Genomic DNA, 19,674 nt, shown 5'->3' with positions numbered 1-19,674 from the left:
TTATTTCATCCAACCTTTTTTGTGGAAATACCAAAGCGGAATGATGGCAGATATCACCATGGCTATTATTGCCATTGGATAGCCCCATGTTTCATCTAATTCAGGCATGTGCTTATAGTTCATACCCCAAACACTTGCTAGCAATGTAGGTGGCATTAAGGCTACAGATACCACCGAGAAGATCTTAATAATCTTAGATTGATTCAAGTTAATAAAACCCACGGTCGCATCCATCAAGAAGTTGATCTTATCGAATAAGAAAGCGGTATGGTTTTCTAGGGAATCGATGTCACGCAAAATTTGACGCGCTTCTTCTTGCTGCTCATCGGAGAGCAACTTGCTGCGCATCAAGAAAGACAAAGCCCTGCGGGTATCCATCACATTACGACGAATGCGTCCATTGGTATCTTCCTCTTTTGCAATCGTCTCGAGGACCTGCTCAGCATCAGCATCATTAATATCGTCTTGCAAAACTCGCTTACCTGCTTGTTCGAGATTTTCATAAACCTCTTCCAAAGCATCAGCGGAGTATTCGGCATCTGTAGAGTAGAGGTCAAGCAATACATCTTTCGCATTACTGACTGATCCAGGACGTAAACGTGCGCGCAAGCGAACCAAACGGAACACTGGCAAATCTTCATCATGAATCGAAAACAGTACTTGCTTGGTGAGGACAAAAGCTACTCGAACGTTGCGAGACGTTTCTTCTTCGTCCAATAAGAAATCGGTACGAATATGAAGGTGACCATCGTCAGCCTCAAAGTAACGCGCGGAAGCTTCCAAATCACCCAAGTCATCCAGCTCAGGCAAAAGCACGCCAAACGCCTCTTTAATCCAAATCAATTCCTCTTCTTCTGGATCCACGACGTCAATCCAGATAGGATTAGCGTACTGCAACAATTCATTGCGATCTTCGACTTGCTCTTGAGAGAGGCGGCCATTTTGCAGGACGAACAAGTTGATCATGGTGAACTCCTAAGGAATGTGCGCTAGTTTATCCTATAGAACATGACAGTTTCACTAAAATAAGCCAATTCCCATGAACTCTCCCACAAATACCTTTACCCAGCAACTCCAGTCTGCATGGGCTTCTCAAGGCAGCATGTTGTGCGTTGGCTTTGACCCAGACCCAAAGCGCCTACCCCTAGAACTCCAAGGAAAGCCTGAATCTATATACGAGTTCTGCCGCGAGATTGCTGATGCAACTGCAGATTTGGTATGTGCTTTTAAACCTCAGTTTGCCTACTTTGCCTCCCAAAGAGCAGAGGCCCAACTAGAAAAATTGATAAGACACCTAAAAGATAAATACCCCCATATTCCAGTAATCCTAGATTCCAAGCGAGGAGATATTGGCAGTACTGCGGACCATTACGCTTTAGAGGCCTTTGAACGCTATGGCGCCGATGCGATAACTGTGAACCCCTATATGGGCTATGACACACTCGAACCCTACCTCAAGCACACAGGCAAAGGAGTGATCGTGCTATGCCGCACATCCAACCCTGGTGGGTCAGATCTGCAGTTTCTCAATATTGCCCCCAATGGGGTGCCCCTTTATCTGCATGTTGCCAAGCTAGCGGCCCAGCAATGGAACAGCTCAGGACAAATTGGTTTGGTAGTTGGAGCGACTTTTCCAGAAGAAATCGCAAAGGTTCGCTCAATTGTTGGCGATATGCCTTTATTAATTCCAGGAATAGGCGCTCAAGGCGGTGATATTAATGCCACTGTGAGCGCTGGAAAAATCACAGGCAAGCCTGGCACTGGAATGATCATCAATTCTTCTAGGGCAATTTTGTATGCCAGCACGGGCGCAGATTTTGCTCAAGCCGCTAGAAAAGTTGCAATGAACACGCGAGACGCACTTCGGAGTGCTGCAAGCAAATAAGGACTAAATTCTTTAACTTTAGTTTTACTTGTTCAGGTTGTTCTTGGGGTAAGGCGCTAAAGCCACCCGATCCATATTCTCCAAGATAAATTCTTGGCGAGTTGGAAAGTGAATATTGGCTTTACGGCAATACTGTTGTTTATCAAAACACTTGGGCGCCGGTAGCGCTGAAGCTAGTGCGGCAGACTGATCTCGATCCAGTACTGCGGGTGAAATTCCATAGTAGCGCTGAGACGCAACCCCAATTCCAAAAATACCCTCACCCCACTCTACTGAGTTGAGATAAATTTCAAATAATCTCTGCTTAGAAAGGATTAACTCCAAAAGACCAGTAATGATGAGCTCTTGCCCCTTACGGAGATAACTTTGCTCAGATGAAAGAAATAAATTTTTAGCCAATTGTTGGGTAATTGTCGAACCACCTCGCAAAGCAGTTTTAGTTTTATTGCTCGATTGAGATTTTTGCTGGTTCTGCTGTTGATTTTTCTGCCAAGCTTTTTGCATATCCTCAATTCGCACGCCTTTATGCTGAAAGAAAATATCATCCTCGCTCACCAAAACAGCACGCTTCAGATTGCTAGAGATCTTGTCATAAGGAACCCATTTGGACTGCACTGAACAATTCCAATGCCAAGAACAAAGACGCCAACGTTCCGCTCTCTGAAAAGCGGTGCTACTAGGATCTAAGGTGGCCCATAAGGCAATTTGTAGCGCGAAAAAGATTTGCATTGCCACAAATCCGGCTAGCAAACACTTCACTGGATAAAAAAGCCAGCGCATTGAGATTAATTAATACGCAGTTCAGCTAAAACGCTACGTGGGTCAATCGCATTTGCATGCTGAGCGCCGCGCCATAACAAGAATGCGTCAGCTGCCTGCTCAACCAACATACCTAGACCATCACTTACCCTCGCACCCCGTTGCAGAGCTTGTTGCATGAATGCCGTCGTTTTGCCATAGACCATGTCATAAGCGAAAGAGCTGGGAACAAAAACATTAGCAACTGCTTTCGATGTCAAAGGAGACTCATCTGTTAAACCAGCGGCAGTGGCATTGATCACTAAATCAAATGGATACTGGGTTTTTGCAGAGTCTTCTAAGTCAGCCAATGTGCGTGACTCCAGTGCAGCCTCTTTAGACGCTGCAAGATCGGCAAATAGTCTTACTAGCTCATCCGCTTTAGCATTAGAGCGATTGGCAATAATGAAAGATTTAGGCGATTGCTCCAATAGAGGACCAATCACGCCTCGAGCAGCACCTCCAGCACCTATTAACAAAATACGAGCACTATGCAGAGTAATGCCTTGTGCCAATAGATCGCGCACGAGACCTGCTCCGTCAGTATTGTCGCCAAAAATTTTGCCTTCTGCCTTCCATAAAGTGTTGACTGCGCCTGCCTGTTGGGCGCGAGGTGTAAGCACATCGGCAAAATTTTGTGCATCAAGCTTGAATGGCACAGTGACATTCATGCCTTTGCCACCCGCAGCAAAAAATGATTTGGCTGCTTGTGCAAATGAATCTAACTCAGGCTGAAGACGCCCATAATGCATACGCTGATTTGCTTGTTCCGCAAAACGTTGATGTATTAATGGAGACTTGCTATGAGAAATCGGATTGCCAGCCACAGCATAAACATCCACGCCAGTAAAAAGACTTGGATCGGTTTGCAAAATTTGTGTGTTGACTGAACTCATGATGACTACAGAATAAGCGAATTTAGAAATTGAGTTAGTAAAGACTTCTAAATTACATTAACGACGTAGCTCAAGTCGGTCCACCCCATCTCTAGTGAACTCAAAGGTAGAAACCCAATCCAAAACATCTATTTGGTTGCGCATTTCTGATGGGAAACGGCCAAATGGGGCTGAAGCCCTGACGATGGCCAAGGCTTGCCGATCAAGCTCGGGGTTGCCAGAACTGCGCCCAATAGAAAGACCATCCTTGCCCTGGGCATTCGTGGTTATTCTTCCTTGATTATCAATACTGACTACGATCACTAAACTTCCATAAATAGGACGACCATTTACCCTTGGAAAAAATGCGCTGCCATAGGCTTCTATTTTTTGGCGCATGGCATCGTAGTAATGGGCAAAACTCACTGCCTTTGTATTGGCTCCAGTTAATACTTTACGTTTAGGCTGCCTGCTATCCGTCTGGAGTCGTTTGGCCAGTTCAGCTTCTAAAGAGTTCAATTGCGGAGTTATTTTTTGCTCATCGCCACTCTTTTGGCCACCTGCTCGAACACGCTGCTCCTCCAACTTGGCCAGCATTTGCTTTTGTTGCTTTTCTAAAATCTCAAGACGCGCCTCTGCGCCCAATCTGGCACGATGAATTGCAGTAGCATTCTGGCTTTCTGTTTTGCCACCCCCCTGCAAATCAGCTTGCGCCAATTTGCTTGATTTCTGAGGAGGTGTTTTATTGCTGGCATTTACCAAAACTACGCTCAGTGGAGTGTTAAGTCTGCGACTCTGAATTTCTCCAACACCCCAACGAATAGATAAAAAGACAATATGTATCAGAATAGATACGCACAACGCAAAGCGAAATGGATAGCGATTCCAAGTATGCCGAATGAATTGCAAGACCCCGCTCAGCTTCTGAGGAAATGAAAACTCAAACGATTTAATTTGGGCTAGCATCTTCTTCTGGGTTATTTTCTGACTCTACTTCTGTAACGGTGTCGATCGGAATCTCTTTGGCAGTCTCTGATTTTGCTTCTATTTCGAGCACTCGAACTCCTGCACTCAGTTGCAATAAATCAATCTCTGTAATCACGACTTCTGCCCGTGTCAAGCGCGGGTGGCTGGCAAGTTCAGGAATGGGCAGGTGCAAAGGCACTAACTCCACTCGAGACATACCATCCTTTAAATGGCGTACATGAACAGTCTTGGATTCGCCGTCTTGCATCATCCAGCGCAAACACCAATATTTTTCTAAGCGGTCTTGGAATTCACCATACGCTTGATAGCACGATTCAAAGTCGGCCGCAATTCCCATTAGCGTTGCATCGCGCGGCGGAAAAGGGGCAACCATTTTGGCGGTTACCCCATGCTTAGCAAGCGCAATTAATTGCCATTGATTCACTAAATCGGAATATCGACGTAAAGGGGAAGTGCACCACGCGTAATAATCTATACCTAGACCTTCATGGGGGCCTGGGGTGGTTTGCATACGAGTACGCTGCGGACCCCAACCCTTCTGAGTTCTGAATAATCCTGGTAGGCCGTGATCTGCTAGCAGTTGTCCCGAAACGCTATTACAGAAAATCATCCATTCTGCGACGATAGTGTCCAAAATAGATCCGCGTTGACGCGGCACAATATCAACTCGCTGCACTCCATCAATTTCTTGAATCTGAAAATGAAAGTCTCTAGCTAAAGTATTGGGATCAATCAAACCCAATTGCTCAGCGCGGAGACCGCTTGCTACCCGCTTTTCTTGGCGTCCAGCATGAAGATGTTTAGCAGCCCGCCACAAAATTGCCAACTCTTTGCGATATGGATAACTAGCGGCCTCGTCTAATAAGCTTTCCTCGCTAACGAGATGCTCTATATCCTCCAAGCGGAGATTAGCCGCCATCGGGACCAATTCAGCACGCATCTGCAAACTATCTCGATTCACCAAGCCCTGCTCATCAAGATCTACATAAATTGATAAGGCAGGCCTTGGCATACCTTCATCCAATGAAAATTGTTCAATCACCGAATCTGGCAGCATCGTAATTTTGTCGCCAGGAAAATACACTGTGGACATACGATTGCGCGCAACTTGATCTAGTGGATCATCTTTAGAGATTGCCAATCCTGGTGCAGCGATATGAATACCCACTCGATAACCACCCTCGGGTAATTCTGTAACTGATAAAGCGTCATCAATTTCAGTAGTTCCAGAATCATCGATTGAGAAGGCTTGCACCTGAGCGAGTGGCAGCTCGGCGATCGCAGCGTCATAAACATCTTGCTCGATAGCAATACTAGGCTCGTGAGTCGCTCCATTTGGAAAATGCGCTTTAAGAAATAGTCCTTGGTGATAAGCCAATGGAGAGTCAATTGCCCCACATCGAATCATGAGCTGAGCAGGGGATTCACCTGTCTCGTTACAAGCAGCAATCAGGGCTTTGTAAGCGGAAGTATTTTTATCTGGGGAGAATAGTAATTGCTTAGCTGAGGATTTCAGTGTTTCCGGAAAAATGCCGCCCACTAACTCCCGTTGCCAAATTGATTGTTGCTCCAGCTCTTTTTGCTTTCTTTCCAACGCTGCTAAACCTGCCTGTAACTGCTCAAGTGGGGCCCGCTGAAAACGACCGCGCCCTTTGCGGCGGAAAAATACTGGGGCACCTTGTAGAGCAATCGCCAAGGCAAGCTTTTGGGCAACGCTAGCCTGTGAACCAAAATACTCATGTGCCACATCAACCAAACCAAACTCTTCGTCTGGCGCGCAATCCCAAAGAAACTGCAAATCAATCTCTTCTGTCAGTGCACCAGCTTCATCCATAGCCACTTGAGCGTCTGGCTTTTCAAAACGTAACCATACCTCTTTAGCTTTTAATTTGATCTTTTTCCCAGAAAGACTTGTGGCTTGCCAAGTCTCAGCATCTCCTGCGCCGGATGCAGACTGTACGGAGGCAATCTTGATTTCCCCACCTTCTTCATATACAAGATTCATGCTTAAAGCGAGATCCCGCCGCTGGCCTCTAATGCAACCCCATTCACATAACTTGCTTCATCGCTAGCTAAAAATAAATACACATTAGCCATTTCTGCTGGAGTACCCAAACGCCCAAGCCAACTACGTCTCTCAATATCTTGCAAGATATTTTCTGGCATCGCTTTCACCATTTCGGTAGCGATGAACCCAGGGCAGACTGCATTTACACGAATACCTTTAGGCCCTAACTCTCGCGCCCATGTTTTTGTAAATCCAATAACACCAAATTTTGTTGCAGAGTAATTGGTTTGGCCAAAATTGCCATAGATACCTACAACACTAGATGCGTTAACAACTGCACCAGAACCCGCTTCAAGCATATGCGGAACAACCAACTGCGTGCAATTGAAGACGCCTTTTAAATTCACATCAATTACCGTATCAAATTGCGCTTCAGTCATCTTAATCAAGCGCGCATCTTGAGTAATACCAGCGTTATTAATCAAGATATCAATGCGCCCATGTTTTTGCATTACCTGATCTATCACCGCCTGAATACTCGCGCGATCTGTGACATTCATGGCGTAGCCTTCCGCATTAGGCATCTGCGCAGCTGCCCCATTGACCGATTCCTGATTAATATCGGTAATGATGACTATTGCACCCTCTTGTGCAAAACGCTGGGCAGTAGCAAAACCAATACCTTTAGCCGCACCAGTAATGATAGCTACTTTATCTTTTAATCTATCGCCCATTTTTGCTTTCTTAATCTATTTTTTCTTTGATAACTTTGTTATTTTTACTGCGCCGAAATAGCATTTAATATTTTTTGATGCACACCACCAAACCCGCCATTACTCATTACCAGAATGTGATCGCCTGGCTTTGCTTCTTTCAATACCGCCTTAACCAAAGCATCAAGATCATCGTAAGCACGCGCTCTAGATTGCTCTTCTTGGTTAAGTGGAGTTAAGACTTCAGACAAATCCCAACCCAATGATTCTTTACCAGAACTCGCTCCATAGGCAAACACCTTGTCGGCAGCCTCAAGGCTACTTGGAAGTTGAGCTTTCATGACGCCGAGCTTCATCGTATTAGAACGCGGCTCTAATACTGCCAGGATTCGGGCGTTACCAACTCGACGACGCAATCCATCGACTGTAGTGGTGATTGCAGTTGGGTGATGCGCAAAATCATCGTATACCGTAATGTCGTTTGCAACACCGATTGTCTCTAAGCGACGCTTCACATTCTTAAATTCTGCAAGTGCACGTGCTGAATCAGCAGGTGAAATACCAATGTGATTGGCTGAGGCAATCGCTGCTAAGGCATTTAGTTGATTGTGTCGACCCATCACGCCTGAATCTGGTGCCCACTTCACTGTTGCCACATCCTCGCCTAATTTGCGAACAATAAAACCATCGGCCTCTTGAGAAACCAAAGACCAATCGTTTGTAAGCGCTTGACCGAAACGCTCTACAGGTGCCCACGCGCCACGTGTGATAACACTCACCAAAGCAGGCTCTTCTCCATTCACTACTAACAAACCGTCACCGGGGACTGTCCGCACTAAATGATGAAACTGGGTTTCGATTGCCGCAAGATCCGCAAAAATGTCAGCGTGATCAAACTCTAGGTTATTTAATAAAGCCGTGCGTGGGCGGTAGTGAACAAATTTACTGCGCTTATCAAAAAAAGCCGTGTCATATTCATCAGCCTCGATCACAAAATATTTACTCTCACCCAAGCGTGCAGACACCGTGAAATTCAGAGGCACACCTCCAATCAGATAACCTGGCTTATAGCCATTGAACTCCAAAATCCAAGCCAACATGGCTGAAGTGGTTGTCTTACCGTGTGTGCCAGCCACTGCCAAAACATGTCTTCCATACAAAACTTGTTCGCCAAGCCATTGCGGCCCAGAGATATATGGCAACCCTTGATTCAGGATAGCCTCCATCAAGGGATTTCCGCGAGAAACCACATTACCAATCACGAATAAATCGGGCATGGTCTCAAACTGAGATAATTGATCAGGGGTAAATCCCTCAATGAGATCGATGCCTTGAGCTTCAAGTTGAATACTCATTGGTGGATACACGTTGGCATCACAACCAGTAACGCGGTGTCCAGCCTGCCGAGCGATTGCGGCAATACCGCCCATGAAAGTACCGCAAATGCCCAAGATATGTATATGCATTAGTGAATTTTAGCGAAGGAGTTGTAATGAACCGTAGACAATGGATCATCATCGTCGCAATCAGTTTTTTAGCACTCCTTGGAGGCGTCCTCACCTCGCAATGGATTACGAAAACTGGGCTGGCAAGTGAACCCTCCATAAAAGCTTTTTTTGCTAACAACTGGCAATCACCTGACGGAAAAACAGTCGAAACGCAAAATTGGCAAGGAAAAGTTCTTGTTGTGAACTTTTGGGCGTCTTGGTGCCCGCCCTGCGTTGAGGAAATGCCTTCCTTAGACAAGCTTCAAAAAGAGTTTTTACAACAAAATGTCTTATTTGTAGGCATCGGCATTGATTCATCATCTAATATTCGTGAATTTCTTTCAAAAACCCCTGTCTCATACCCAATCGTCATTGGCGGCCTTGAAGGAAGCAACCTCTCCAAACAAATGGGGAATTCCCAGGGCGCACTCCCCTACACAATCATTATTAATGCCAAAGGGAAATCTACTTATAGCAAATTAGGGAAGATAAACGAAGAAGACGTAAGAAGCGCTATAAAATCTGCATTATAAGAAATATTAGAGTTCTTTAATATTTTCTATCACTTCATTTTTCGCCTAAATATTAAGCAAATAAGAGCACATTTCTCAATATCTTCGTCTAAAAGTTGTGAAAATTCATATTTTTTGAGAAATTTTTTAGCCTTATTACAGTTATATAAAGGTATACTCCCCTCATCAGCAATCAAGCATGAGGTTGCACACAGGGCTTTAAGCCCATGCAATCAATTAACGCCTAACTGCATCTAAAAACAGAGATCTATGTCGAAAAAAGCATCAATTCTCGTAGTTCAAGGCCCAAACCTAAATCTATTAGGAATCCGTGAACCTGAGGTTTACGGCAAAACAACCCTTGAGGACATTCATCAGAAGCTTGGTGAACTGGCCAATGCTAAGTCTGTAGATCTCAGCACTTTTCAGAGCAATCATGAAGGCGAGCTAATTGATCGCATTCAAAAGGCAAAACAAGACGGGGTTGATTTCATCATCATCAATCCTGGCGCATTTACCCATACTAGCGTCGCATTGCGTGACGTGCTGGCTGGAGTGGCTATTCCTTTTACCGAAGTTCACTTATCCAATATTCATCAGCGCGAAGAATTCCGCAAACACTCCTATCTATCTGATATAGCAACTGGGGTGATTTGTGGGCTTGGAGCAATTGGTTACGAATTAGCTCTTCAAGCGGCCATTACTCGTTTACAGAAATAACCCCAATAAAAGAATCACAAGAGAGGAAGCACCCGTATGGATCTGAGAAAACTAAAAACCTTGATCGATTTAGTCTCTGAATCTGGGATTTCAGAGCTGGAAGTAAATGAAGGTGAAGATCGTGTTCGTATTGTCAATTCAGGATCTCCAGCCCAATCTGGCCAAGTGGTGTACACCAACCCAGCGCCAGCACCAACCATTCAGGCCGCACCTGTAGCTAGTGCTCCATCGGTTGTTGCAGCGCCAGCTCCTGAAGCACCAGCTGTTGAAACTGGTTTTGTTGCTCGTTCTCCAATGGTGGGAACCTTCTATCGCGCGCCCAACCCAGAATCGCCGAACTTCGTCAATATTGGCGATACTGTCAAAGTGGGTCAAACGCTTTGCATTATTGAGGCAATGAAGCTACTCAATGAAATCGAATCAGAGAAAGCGGGCGTTGTTAAAGAGATTCTCTGTGAAAACGGCCAGGGCGTTGAGTTTGATCAACCGCTTTTTGTGATCGCTTAGTCGGTCAGAATTGTTGATTGTCACTAGATCTATTCATTTCACCATTAACACTTAACTCAGAGCCGACATGTTCGATAAGATTCTGATTGCCAATCGGGGAGAAATTGCTCTCCGCATCCAACGCGCATGTCGCGAGTTGGGAATTAAAACTGTGGTGGTCTACTCAACCGCAGACAAAGAAGCCAAGTATGTAAAGCTTGCTGATGAAGCCGTCTGTATTGGACCAGCGCCATCGCCACTGAGTTATCTCAATATGCCAGCGATTATTTCTGCGGCCGAAGTAACTGACGCAGAAGCAATTCATCCTGGCTATGGCTTTCTCTCTGAAAACGCAGACTTTGCAGAGCGTGTCGAAAAATCTGGCTTTGCGTTTATTGGACCCACTGCAGCATCTATTCGCTTGATGGGTGATAAGGTTTCCGCAAAAAGGGCCATGATTAAAGCAGGAGTGCCATGCGTACCTGGATCAGAAGGCGCTCTTTCAGATGATCCCAAAGAAATCATTGCTACTGCAAAAAAAGTAGGTTACCCAGTCATTATTAAGGCAGCCGGTGGTGGTGGTGGACGCGGTATGCGTGTTGTACATACCGAAGCCGCCCTTCTGAATGCAGTCAATATGACCAAAGAAGAAGCGGGCAGAGCCTTTGGAAACCCTGAGGTCTATATGGAAAAGTTTTTAGAGAAACCTCGCCATGTAGAAATTCAAGTTTTGGCTGATACCCATGGGAATGCTATTTGGTTAGGTGAGCGCGATTGCTCAATGCAACGTCGCCATCAAAAAGTGATTGAGGAAGCGCCTGCCCCAGGAATTGATCGTCGCTTAATCGCAAAGATTGGCGAACGCTGTGCTGAAGCTTGTAGAAAAATTGGCTACCGCGGCGCAGGCACCTTCGAATTTCTTTACGAAAACGGTGAGTTCTTCTTTATCGAGATGAACACCCGTGTTCAAGTGGAGCATCCCGTTACTGAAATGATTACTGGCGTTGACATTGTTCAAGAGCAGATTCGAATTGCCGCTGGCCTGAAGTTGAGCTATCGCCAAAAGGATATTGTGTTCCGCGGTCATGCCATTGAGTGCCGTCTAAATGCTGAAGATCCATTTAAGTTCACGCCTAGCCCCGGCAAAATTGGATCTTTCCATATGCCTGGTGGTCCCGGCATTCGTGTCGACTCCCACGCCTACAGCGGTTACGTGGTTCCATCAAACTATGATTCCATGATTGGCAAGTTAATTTCATACGGCAATACACGTGAGCAAGCGATTCGCCGTATGCAAATTGCCCTCTCTGAAATGGTGATTGACGGCATTACAACCAATGTTCCACTCCATCGTGAACTCATGCTTGACCCCAATTTCATTGAAGGTGGCACCAGCATTCACTATTTGGAGCATCGCCTAGAAGAACAAGCTGCTAGTCGCGGCAAACCTTAATTGATGCGAGTACTTCATGTCTTATCGTGAACTTGTTTTCACGGTAGCTGCTGAAACCGCAGAACCTCTTGGTGATGCTCTTTTAGAGTTAGGCGCCCTCTCCGTCACCGTTGAAGATGACGCAGCAGGCGGTTACGACGAAAATCCACTTTATGGAGAGCCTGGACTCTCACCGGAAGTACAAGCGTGGGATCGCTCCGCTGTTACAGCCCTCTTCAATCCCGAAATTGACTCCTCTGATAGCGCAGAATTTATTGCTGAACTCCTGAACTCACTCAAAGAGGCTGGTTTTAATTTATCCCCACCTCAAGAAAAAATCGTTGAAGAGCAAGATTGGGTCAGGCTAACTCAAAGTCAATTTGCGCCCATTCAGATTGGAAAGCGTATTTGGGTAGTGCCTTCTTGGCACGATGCTCCCACTGATCCGGATGCAATTTGTCTCGCTGTTGATCCGGGTTTGGCATTTGGTACGGGTAGCCATCCGACCACACACTTATGTCTTTTATGGTTAGAAGAACATTCCAAATTAAAAAATCAAAGTCTTCTAGACTATGGATGTGGCTCTGGTATTTTGGCTATTGCCGCTGCTAAGTTGGGCTGCAATCCAGTAGTAGGTACGGATATTGATCCTCAGGCGATGGTCGCCGCCCGTAGCAATGCTGAAATCAATCAAACCATCATCAACTTCGTACTGCCAAACGAAGGGGCTCCTGAACTTGCCGCGGAGACTAAATACGATATTGTCATGGCTAATATTTTGGCCAATCCACTGCAAGTATTAGCGCCAGCACTGGTAAACAAAATGCGTCCTGGCGGACAAATTGTTCTATCTGGCGTGCTTGCTCGCCAAGCTGAAGAAGTGATTGCTACTTATAGTCAATGGCTAAAACTCACTGTGTGGAAAGAGAGTGAAGGTTGGGTGTGTCTACATGGCACATTAAATGCTGACCAAAAAACCTCTTTTGATGCACCGGCTCAAAAAAAAAGTCTCAAGTTAGCTTTACTCGTTAGTTTATTTTTACTGTTGCTGGTTTTTGGTGAGCATCTCTCTAGAAATACCTTGCTTCCTGCCTTAGCGCCTCGTGTCGATGGCACTTCAAATTCAATTTCAGTTACTTTGTTTTCAGTCTTGCAACGCATTGATACAAAACTCTGTAGTGCATTGGGATGCCTAGATCGCACGGTGAGCGATTTTTCTGCATGGAAAATTACTTCTGCCACACTTTCGCAAGAAAACGCCAGAGAGGGTCTTAAAAGCGCTGTAAATCCATCTATGCTGCAAGTAGATATACAAAATCGACTTGCTATTGCAGTATTGGCCCCGAATTTAGAAATCACTCTGACTGATGCAGAGGAAAATGAGATCAAATCATTGCAATACACCCCAGCAGAATGGTTACCTACTTCGTGGCAAGAGTCACACCCAGATTTTTTAAAAAAAGGAATTCCATCTGGAGAAATCATTCAAGTGGAATTACCGATTTCGTTAACGCAAAACACCGCAGGCTATCGTGTTCGCGTCCTTTACCCCTAATTTATCTATCAACATCACACTTACCACCTATAAGAAAGTAATTTATGGCTAGCTTGATCTGTGGCTCTATTGCCTACGACACCATCATGAACTTTGAAGGCAAATTCGCCGATCAAATCCTTCCTGAGCAGATTCATATTCTGAATGTGGCCTTTCTAGTTCCCACCATGCGTCGTGAATTCGGTGGTTGTGCTGGCAATATTGCCTACAACCTAAATCTTCTAGGTGGTGAACCCATCATCATGGCAACAGTGGGTGCCGATGCCGCACCTTATATGAATAGACTTGAGCAACTTCAGATCGATGCAAGTCATATTAGGCAGATCGAGAACGCATTCACTGCACAGGCCATGATTACAACCGATCAAACCAATAACCAAATTACCGCCTTCCATCCAGGCGCGATGGGCGAATCACACCTAAATCAAGTATCGGCAGTAATAGCGGAACGCAGCAAAAACTCCAAAAGCGCAACTAAATTCGGGATCGTTGCGCCTGATGGTCGCCAAGGAATGTGGGAGCACTGCCATCAATTAGCAGACGCAAACATTCCATTTATCTTCGATCCAGGCCAAGGATTGCCGATGTTTAATGGCCCAGAACTTCTTGAACTGGTTGATATCGCCAGTTATTTGGCGGTAAACGACTACGAAGGAGAAATGCTGTCTCAAAGAACGGGGCTCAGTTTGTCAAAGGTCGCCGAGCGAGTCAAAGCACTCATTGTTACCAAGGGTGCTGAAGGTGCTGACATCTACTTTGATGGTAAATGTATTGCAATTCCACCCGTACCAGCAGAAAAAGTAGTTGACCCAACGGGTTGTGGTGATGCATTCCGTGGCGGCCTGCTCTTTGGATTGGAAAACGGCATGGATTGGGAGACTACCGGTCGCCTCGCTAGCCTAATGGGTTCAATCAAAATTACCCATCAAGGGCCACAAAATCACCAATTAAGCAAAGATGAAATCGCCGTTCAATTTAAACAGGCATTTGGTTTTAGCTTCTAGTTTGTATTTAGGGGCTTAGCTTAGGTCAGCCCCCTACCGTCACTCTATCCAGAAATAAAAAAAGGGGTCTCGAGAGAGACCCCTTCTAGTAACACCCGTCTATTAAGGACGTGTGCCAGTTGGGAAGGGCCAAGCAGCGGCAGGATTCAACGCACTAGGCGCTGGTGCAGCAGCTTTTTTAGCCGCGGGCTTTTTAACAGCTGGGCCCGCTTTCTTCGCAGCAGGCTTACTTACTTTTTTTTTGCTACGCGCTTTTTTGCTACTTTTTTAGCAGCTGGCTTTTTAGCAGCAGCTTTCTTAGCAGCTGGACGCTTCTTGGCTACTTTTTTAGCAGCTGGCTTTTTAGCAGCAGCTTTTTTAGCAGCAGGACGCTTCTTAGCTACTTTTTTAGCAGCTGGCTTTTTAGCAGCAGCTTTTTTAGCTACTTTTTTAGCAGCTGGTTTCTTTGCAGCTACTTTTTTAGCAGCTGGTTTCTTTGCAGCAGGTTTTTTCTTGGCAGTTGCCATAGTATTGCTCCTTCACGTGAGGATTAGTACAAACTACATTAAGAAGACCCGACCATTCATTTCCGCGTGATTTTGCAATCGTTTGGATCTGACGAGCGAGCCATTCATCGGCGCACGGCTTGATGCTAGGTGCTGCACGCTAATGAATCCTGGAAAAAAAGCCGTGGCCCCGAAGGACAACGGCTTCTTAAATACGTTTGAAAAAATAGAGAGAGTAGCCCAGGCACCCTTGAACAAGGGTTTTCGGATTTGAGTCTGGTTTTGCTGACTTCTAAAACTATCCAACCGTCTAATCTCCTATTTAGCCAGTTGTGCGCTTTATTACTTTTTTACTATTCCCAACTTAGCGCACCACCGGTTTGATACTCAATAACGCGTGTCTCAAAAAAGTTTCGTTCTTTTTTCAGATCAATCATTTCTGACATCCATGGAAATGGATTCTCTTCATTTGGGAACATCGCGTCAAGTCCTATTTGCAAACATCTACGATTACAAATGTATCTTAGGTATCCTTTGAACATCGGAGCGTTCAATCCAAGCACTCCACGAGGCATCGTATCTTCAGCATAACGGTACTCCAATTCAACTGCTTTTTCGAAGATTGATTTGATCTCGTCTTTGAACGCGGAAGTCCATAACTGCGGGTTCTCCAGCTTAATTTGGTTAATTAAATCGATACCAAAATTACAGTGCATTGACTCATCACGAAGGATGTATTGATACTGCTCAGCAGCACCAGTCATTTTGTTTTGACGACCCATTGCAAGTATTTGCGTAAAACCAACATAAAAGAACAAACCTTCCATCACGCAAGCAAAAACAATCAAAGAACGAAGTAGTTTTTGATCATTCTCTAATGTGCCAGTCTTAAATGTTGGATCAGTTAATACATCAATAAATGGAATTAAGAACTCATCTTTTGCACGAATTGAATCAATTTCATGATACGCATTGAAGATTTCACCTTGGTCTAAGCCAAGAGACTCAACAATATATTGGTACGCATGGGTATGAATAGCCTCTTCAAAAGCCTGACGCAATAAGTATTGACGGCATTCTGGAGCGGTAATTTGACGATAAGTTCCCAAAACAATATTGTTTGCTGCCAAAGAGTCGGCAGTTGTGAAGAAACCCAGATTGCGCTTAATAATACGTCGCTCATCCTCTGTAAGACCATTTGGATCCTTCCAAAGCGCAATATCGCGATTCATATTGATCTCTTGTGGCATCCAGTGGTTTGCGCAACCAGCTAAGTATTTCTCCCAAGCCCACTTATACTTAAATGGCACCAACTGGTTAACATCAGTCTTTGCATTGATAACACGTTTATCCGCCACATTAACCCGACGAGTTTCCATGCCAGCCACCGAAGCACTTTGCTCTTGTGCCGAAGCAGTAGCTTGAGGTGTCAAAGCCACCTGATCCGCCTGAGGGCGTTGCGGTTCTACAGCAACCGGCTGGGGCGCAAGACCAGCTTTTGCTAGTGCTGGGGCAACTTCTTCATCCCAATTCAACATAACTTTCTCCTAAATTCTTTTATTTCTAAGCAATAAGCAAATGGCTTATTGGCATGCTTCACATTCTTCAAATCCTGCATCACCTGGGCGCATTGTGCAAACTGGGCCATCGGCCTCAACTCCACCTGCTGCACTTGCGGCATCAGTACCACTTACGCCACCACCACTAGATACCGCATTCAATTGACCGCTGGCAACAGTTGATTTCTCAACGTGGGTTGCAGCCATTGTGCGGAGATAGTAAGTAGTTTTCAGGCCACGCAACCATGCCAATTTGTAGGTGTCATCCAATTTCTTACCAGATGCGCCAGCCATGTAAATATTTAATGACTGCGCTTGGTCAATCCACTTCTGACGACGAGAAGCCGCCTCAACTAACCAGGTTGGCTCAACCTCAAAGGCAGTTGCGTACAAATCACGTAAATCCTGTGGAATGCGATCAATCTTCGACAAAGTGCCATCAAAGTACTTTAAGTCGGCAATCATCACTTCATCCCAAAGACCGCGATCCTTCAAATCACGCACTAAGTACTCATTCACTACCGTGAATTCGCCAGAAAGGTTGGATTTCACAAACAAGTTCTGGAATGTTGGCTCAATACAAGCAGACACACCAATAATGTTAGAAATTGTCGCTGTGGGTGCGATTGCCACGCAATTGGAGTTGCGCATACCGTGTTGCTTAATACGTGCACGCAAACCACTCCAATCCATAGTAGAAGAGTTATCCACCTCTACATAGCCACCACGTTCTGCTGCCAACATTGCCACTGAATCCTGCGGAAGAATGCCACGATCCCATAAAGAACCTTTGTATGTACTGTAAACGCCACGCTCTTCAGCCAATTCATTAGAAGCCTGATAAGCGTAATAGCAAACTGCTTCCATAGAGGAATCCGCAAACTTCACAGCTTCCTCACTGGCATAAGGAATGCGCTGCATATGTAAGCAATCCTGGAAGCCCATGATGCCCATACCGACTGGACGGTGCTTCAAATTTGAATTACGTGCCTTAGCAACAGCGTAGTAGTTGATATCGATCACGTTATCAAGCATACGCATTGCTGTACGAACAGTTCTCTGCAACTTCTCATGGTCGAGAATCATCTTGCCATTGGCATCGGTAGTCATATGAGCGGTTAAGTTCACAGAACCCAGGTTACAAACTGCAATCTCAGTCTCGTTTGTATTGAGAGTGATCTCAGTACAAAGATTAGATGAGTGAACTACGCCAATATGCTGCTGTGGGCTACGAATATTGCATGGATCTTTGAAAGTGATCCATGGGTGACCAGTTTCAAATAACATGCCGAGCATCTTGCGCCACAATTGCTGAGCTGGAATACGGCGGAATGGCTTCAATTCACCACGATCTGCCTTTTGCTCGTAAGCAACATAGGCTTCTTCAAATGCTCTGCCATATTTATCATGCAGATCTGGGGTATTAGATGGTGAGAACAAAGTCCAATCACCGTTCTCCATTACACGCTTCATGAACAGGTCAGGAATCCAGTTCGAAGTATTCATATCATGGGTACGACGACGGTCATCACCTGTGTTCTTACGTAACTCCAAGAACTCTTCAATATCTAAGTGCCATGTTTCCAAATAGGCACAAACTGCGCCCTTACGCTTACCGCCTTGATTCACGGCAACGGCAGTGTCATTCACTACCTTTAAGAATGGCACAACACCTTGTGATTTACCGTTAGTCCCTTTGATATGACTTCCTAATGCGCGAACATTGGTCCAGTCATTACCCAAACCACCAGCAAACTTAGACAACAACGCATTTTCTTTCAATGCCTCGTAAATGCCATCCAAATCGTCGTCTACAGTGGTCAAGTAGCAGCTAGAAAGCTGTGGACGGGTTGTAGCTGAATTGAACAAGGTTGGTGTACTGGACATGAAATCAAATGTGGATAGGATTTCATAGAATTCAATCGCACGACGCTCACGATCCAACTCATTTAACGCAAGACCCATCGCAACTCGCATAAAGAAAGCCTGAGGCATTTCAATACGACGATCTTCAATGTGCAAGAAATAGCGATCATACAAAGTCTGTAGACCAAGGTAATTGAACTGCAAATCACGACTGGCGTTCAAAGCAGCGGCCAAGCGTGGCAAATCAAACTCGCGCATGCGTGGATCCAACAACTCAGCAGAGATGCCTTCGTTAATGTACTTAGCAAAATAAGTGCTGTATTCAGCTTGCATATCACCCTGCAATACTTCCTTGCCCAAGATTTCTTTGCGGATCACATGCATCAAGATGCGCGCTGTTACTTGGCTGTATGCGGGATCTTTTTCAATCAATGTGCGGGATGCCAAGATGGCGGAATCATATACTTGCGCCATCGGAACACCATCATACAAATTCTTAATGGTTTCGGTGATGATTGGGGTAGCGTCAATATGATTACCTAGACCTTCACAAGCCGCCTCAATAACTGTGCGCAAAGCGGCAATATCGAGCCACTTTTCGACACCGTTATCTGTTACTTTGATGCCAGACTCACCAGCTTGATTCGCAGTTTGTGTCTCTTGAGAAACTTCTTGCTGAGCTGCACGCTCTTGATTGCGCTTTTCGCGATAAAGAACATAAGCACGGGCAACATTGTGCTCACCACTACGCATCAGAGCCAATTCCACCTGATCTTGAATATCTTCAATGTGGAAAGTGCCACCATTTGGTCGACTACGCAATAAGGCACGAACCACTGAATGCGTTAACTGCTCAACTTGTTCACGAACGCGCGCAGATGCCGCGCCCTGACCGCCATTGACCGCCAAAAACGCTTTTGTTACTGCAATTGCAATTTTGGATGGCTCAAATGCAACCACTGAACCATTGCGGCGAATAATTTTGTAATCGGACAACTGGGTCGCCTGGCTACCACCCACACCGCCGGCTACAAAACTAGCGGAAGGAGCCTGATTGATTGCCCCCGCAGGACTCATTCCTGGATTATTAGCCCCGGTTGGTTGGCCTGCTGTCTGTGGATTAGCGTATGTCATGATGCTCCTGCGTCTATATATAGTTATTGGGACAAAATATCGTTAAAAAACAATAAGGTATTGCTTCACTTAAACACTACATCTAGTGTTTTAAAGTGCATTAGGCACTAAGTATAGGGAAATATTTAGTATTTGGTAAGCTATTTATGACAATTCTTTATTAGTATT

17 protein-coding genes and 1 pseudogene are annotated in these 19,674 nt (G+C 45.3%); 8 read left to right on the top strand and 10 right to left on the bottom strand.

Annotated elements, in window-relative coordinates; genetic code table 11:
* Complete coding sequence (corA, locus tag FD973_RS01195; RefSeq protein ID WP_215323839.1) at window positions 1-966, bottom strand: magnesium/cobalt transporter CorA; 966 nt, start codon at window positions 964-966, stop codon at window positions 1-3.
* Between the two features lie 73 nt (window positions 967-1,039).
* Between corA and pyrF the strand changes: the two genes are divergently transcribed.
* Complete coding sequence (pyrF, locus tag FD973_RS01190) at window positions 1,040-1,885, top strand: orotidine-5'-phosphate decarboxylase (protein ID WP_215323838.1); 846 nt, start codon at window positions 1,040-1,042, stop codon at window positions 1,883-1,885.
* 24 nt (window positions 1,886-1,909) lie between these two features.
* On the opposite strand, the gene mtgA is transcribed toward pyrF, so the two are convergent.
* From mtgA to mpl, 6 genes are read right to left on the bottom strand one after another with little or no spacing between them, the layout of a single operon-like run.
* Window positions 1,910-2,665 (bottom strand): monofunctional biosynthetic peptidoglycan transglycosylase, encoded by a 756-nt coding sequence (gene mtgA, locus FD973_RS01185; RefSeq protein ID WP_215323837.1) that lies wholly within the window; start codon window positions 2,663-2,665, stop codon window positions 1,910-1,912.
* Between the two features lie 5 nt (window positions 2,666-2,670).
* Window positions 2,671-3,579, bottom strand: a complete 909-nt coding sequence (aroE, locus tag FD973_RS01180; RefSeq protein ID WP_215323836.1) for a shikimate dehydrogenase — start codon at window positions 3,577-3,579, stop codon at window positions 2,671-2,673.
* Window positions 3,580-3,636: 57 nt separating this feature from the next.
* On the bottom strand, window positions 3,637-4,524 hold the full coding sequence (locus FD973_RS01175) for an energy transducer TonB (protein WP_215323835.1): 888 nt from the start codon (window positions 4,522-4,524) through the stop codon (window positions 3,637-3,639).
* Entirely contained in the window at window positions 4,508-6,550 is a 2,043-nt protein-coding gene (locus FD973_RS01170; RefSeq protein ID WP_215323834.1) for a ribonuclease catalytic domain-containing protein, read from the bottom strand. The genes FD973_RS01175 and FD973_RS01170 overlap by 17 nt, the downstream gene beginning before the upstream one ends.
* A 2-nt stretch (window positions 6,551-6,552) precedes the next feature.
* Complete coding sequence (gene fabG / locus FD973_RS01165; protein ID WP_215323833.1) at window positions 6,553-7,287, bottom strand: 3-oxoacyl-ACP reductase FabG; 735 nt, start codon at window positions 7,285-7,287, stop codon at window positions 6,553-6,555.
* A gap of 44 nt (window positions 7,288-7,331) precedes the next feature.
* Window positions 7,332-8,732, bottom strand: coding sequence for a UDP-N-acetylmuramate:L-alanyl-gamma-D-glutamyl-meso-diaminopimelate ligase (mpl, locus tag FD973_RS01160; RefSeq protein WP_215323832.1), 1,401 nt, complete (start codon window positions 8,730-8,732; stop codon window positions 7,332-7,334).
* Window positions 8,733-8,758: 26 nt separating this feature from the next.
* Here mpl and FD973_RS01155 point away from each other — a divergent pair, with 26 nt between their 5' ends.
* The 7 genes and pseudogenes from FD973_RS01155 (at window position 8,759) to FD973_RS01130 (ending at window position 14,462) form a co-directional block, all read left to right on the top strand.
* The gene (locus tag FD973_RS01155; protein WP_215323831.1) at window positions 8,759-9,286 is read left to right on the top strand and encodes a TlpA disulfide reductase family protein; all 528 of its coding nucleotides are present in this window, start codon (window positions 8,759-8,761) and stop codon (window positions 9,284-9,286) included.
* A 249-nt stretch (window positions 9,287-9,535) separates the two neighbouring features.
* Complete coding sequence (gene aroQ / locus FD973_RS01150; protein WP_215323830.1) at window positions 9,536-9,985, top strand: type II 3-dehydroquinate dehydratase; 450 nt, start codon at window positions 9,536-9,538, stop codon at window positions 9,983-9,985.
* 36 nt (window positions 9,986-10,021) lie between these two features.
* The gene (gene accB / locus FD973_RS01145) at window positions 10,022-10,492 is read left to right on the top strand and encodes an acetyl-CoA carboxylase biotin carboxyl carrier protein (RefSeq protein WP_215323829.1); all 471 of its coding nucleotides are present in this window, start codon (window positions 10,022-10,024) and stop codon (window positions 10,490-10,492) included.
* A 67-nt stretch (window positions 10,493-10,559) separates the two neighbouring features.
* Window positions 10,560-11,924 (top strand): acetyl-CoA carboxylase biotin carboxylase subunit, encoded by a 1,365-nt coding sequence (gene accC, locus FD973_RS01140; protein WP_215323828.1) that lies wholly within the window; start codon window positions 10,560-10,562, stop codon window positions 11,922-11,924.
* A gap of 16 nt (window positions 11,925-11,940) precedes the next feature.
* A pseudogene (prmA, locus tag FD973_RS11040) lies at window positions 11,941-12,861 on the top strand (50S ribosomal protein L11 methyltransferase); the annotation flags it as partial.
* Window positions 12,844-13,458 (top strand): DUF3426 domain-containing protein, encoded by a 615-nt coding sequence (locus FD973_RS11035; protein ID WP_251368854.1) that lies wholly within the window; start codon window positions 12,844-12,846, stop codon window positions 13,456-13,458. The pseudogene prmA and the gene FD973_RS11035, both read left to right, overlap by 18 nt.
* 44 nt (window positions 13,459-13,502) lie before the next feature.
* On the top strand, window positions 13,503-14,462 hold the full coding sequence (locus FD973_RS01130) for a carbohydrate kinase family protein (protein WP_215323826.1): 960 nt from the start codon (window positions 13,503-13,505) through the stop codon (window positions 14,460-14,462).
* A 230-nt stretch (window positions 14,463-14,692) separates the two neighbouring features.
* Here FD973_RS01130 and FD973_RS01125 read toward each other — a convergent pair whose 3' ends face one another.
* From FD973_RS01125 to FD973_RS01115, 3 genes are all read right to left on the bottom strand, one after another.
* Window positions 14,693-14,968 carry a hypothetical protein gene (locus FD973_RS01125; protein ID WP_215323825.1) on the bottom strand — a complete coding sequence of 92 codons (276 nt, stop codon included), beginning with the start codon at window positions 14,966-14,968 and terminating at the stop codon, window positions 14,693-14,695.
* A gap of 332 nt (window positions 14,969-15,300) precedes the next feature.
* Window positions 15,301-16,485 carry a ribonucleotide-diphosphate reductase subunit beta gene (locus FD973_RS01120; RefSeq protein ID WP_215323824.1) on the bottom strand — a complete coding sequence of 395 codons (1,185 nt, stop codon included), beginning with the start codon at window positions 16,483-16,485 and terminating at the stop codon, window positions 15,301-15,303.
* A gap of 45 nt (window positions 16,486-16,530) precedes the next feature.
* Entirely contained in the window at window positions 16,531-19,449 is a 2,919-nt protein-coding gene (locus FD973_RS01115) for a ribonucleoside-diphosphate reductase subunit alpha (protein ID WP_371816874.1), read from the bottom strand.
* Between the last annotated feature and the right edge of the window lie 225 nt (window positions 19,450-19,674).

The organism is Polynucleobacter sp. MWH-Braz-FAM2G (assembly GCF_018687635.1).
Classification (GTDB): domain Bacteria; phylum Pseudomonadota; class Gammaproteobacteria; order Burkholderiales; family Burkholderiaceae; genus Polynucleobacter.
Note: the sequence above shows the minus strand (reverse complement) of the source record. Positions and strands in the feature narration are given on the sequence as shown.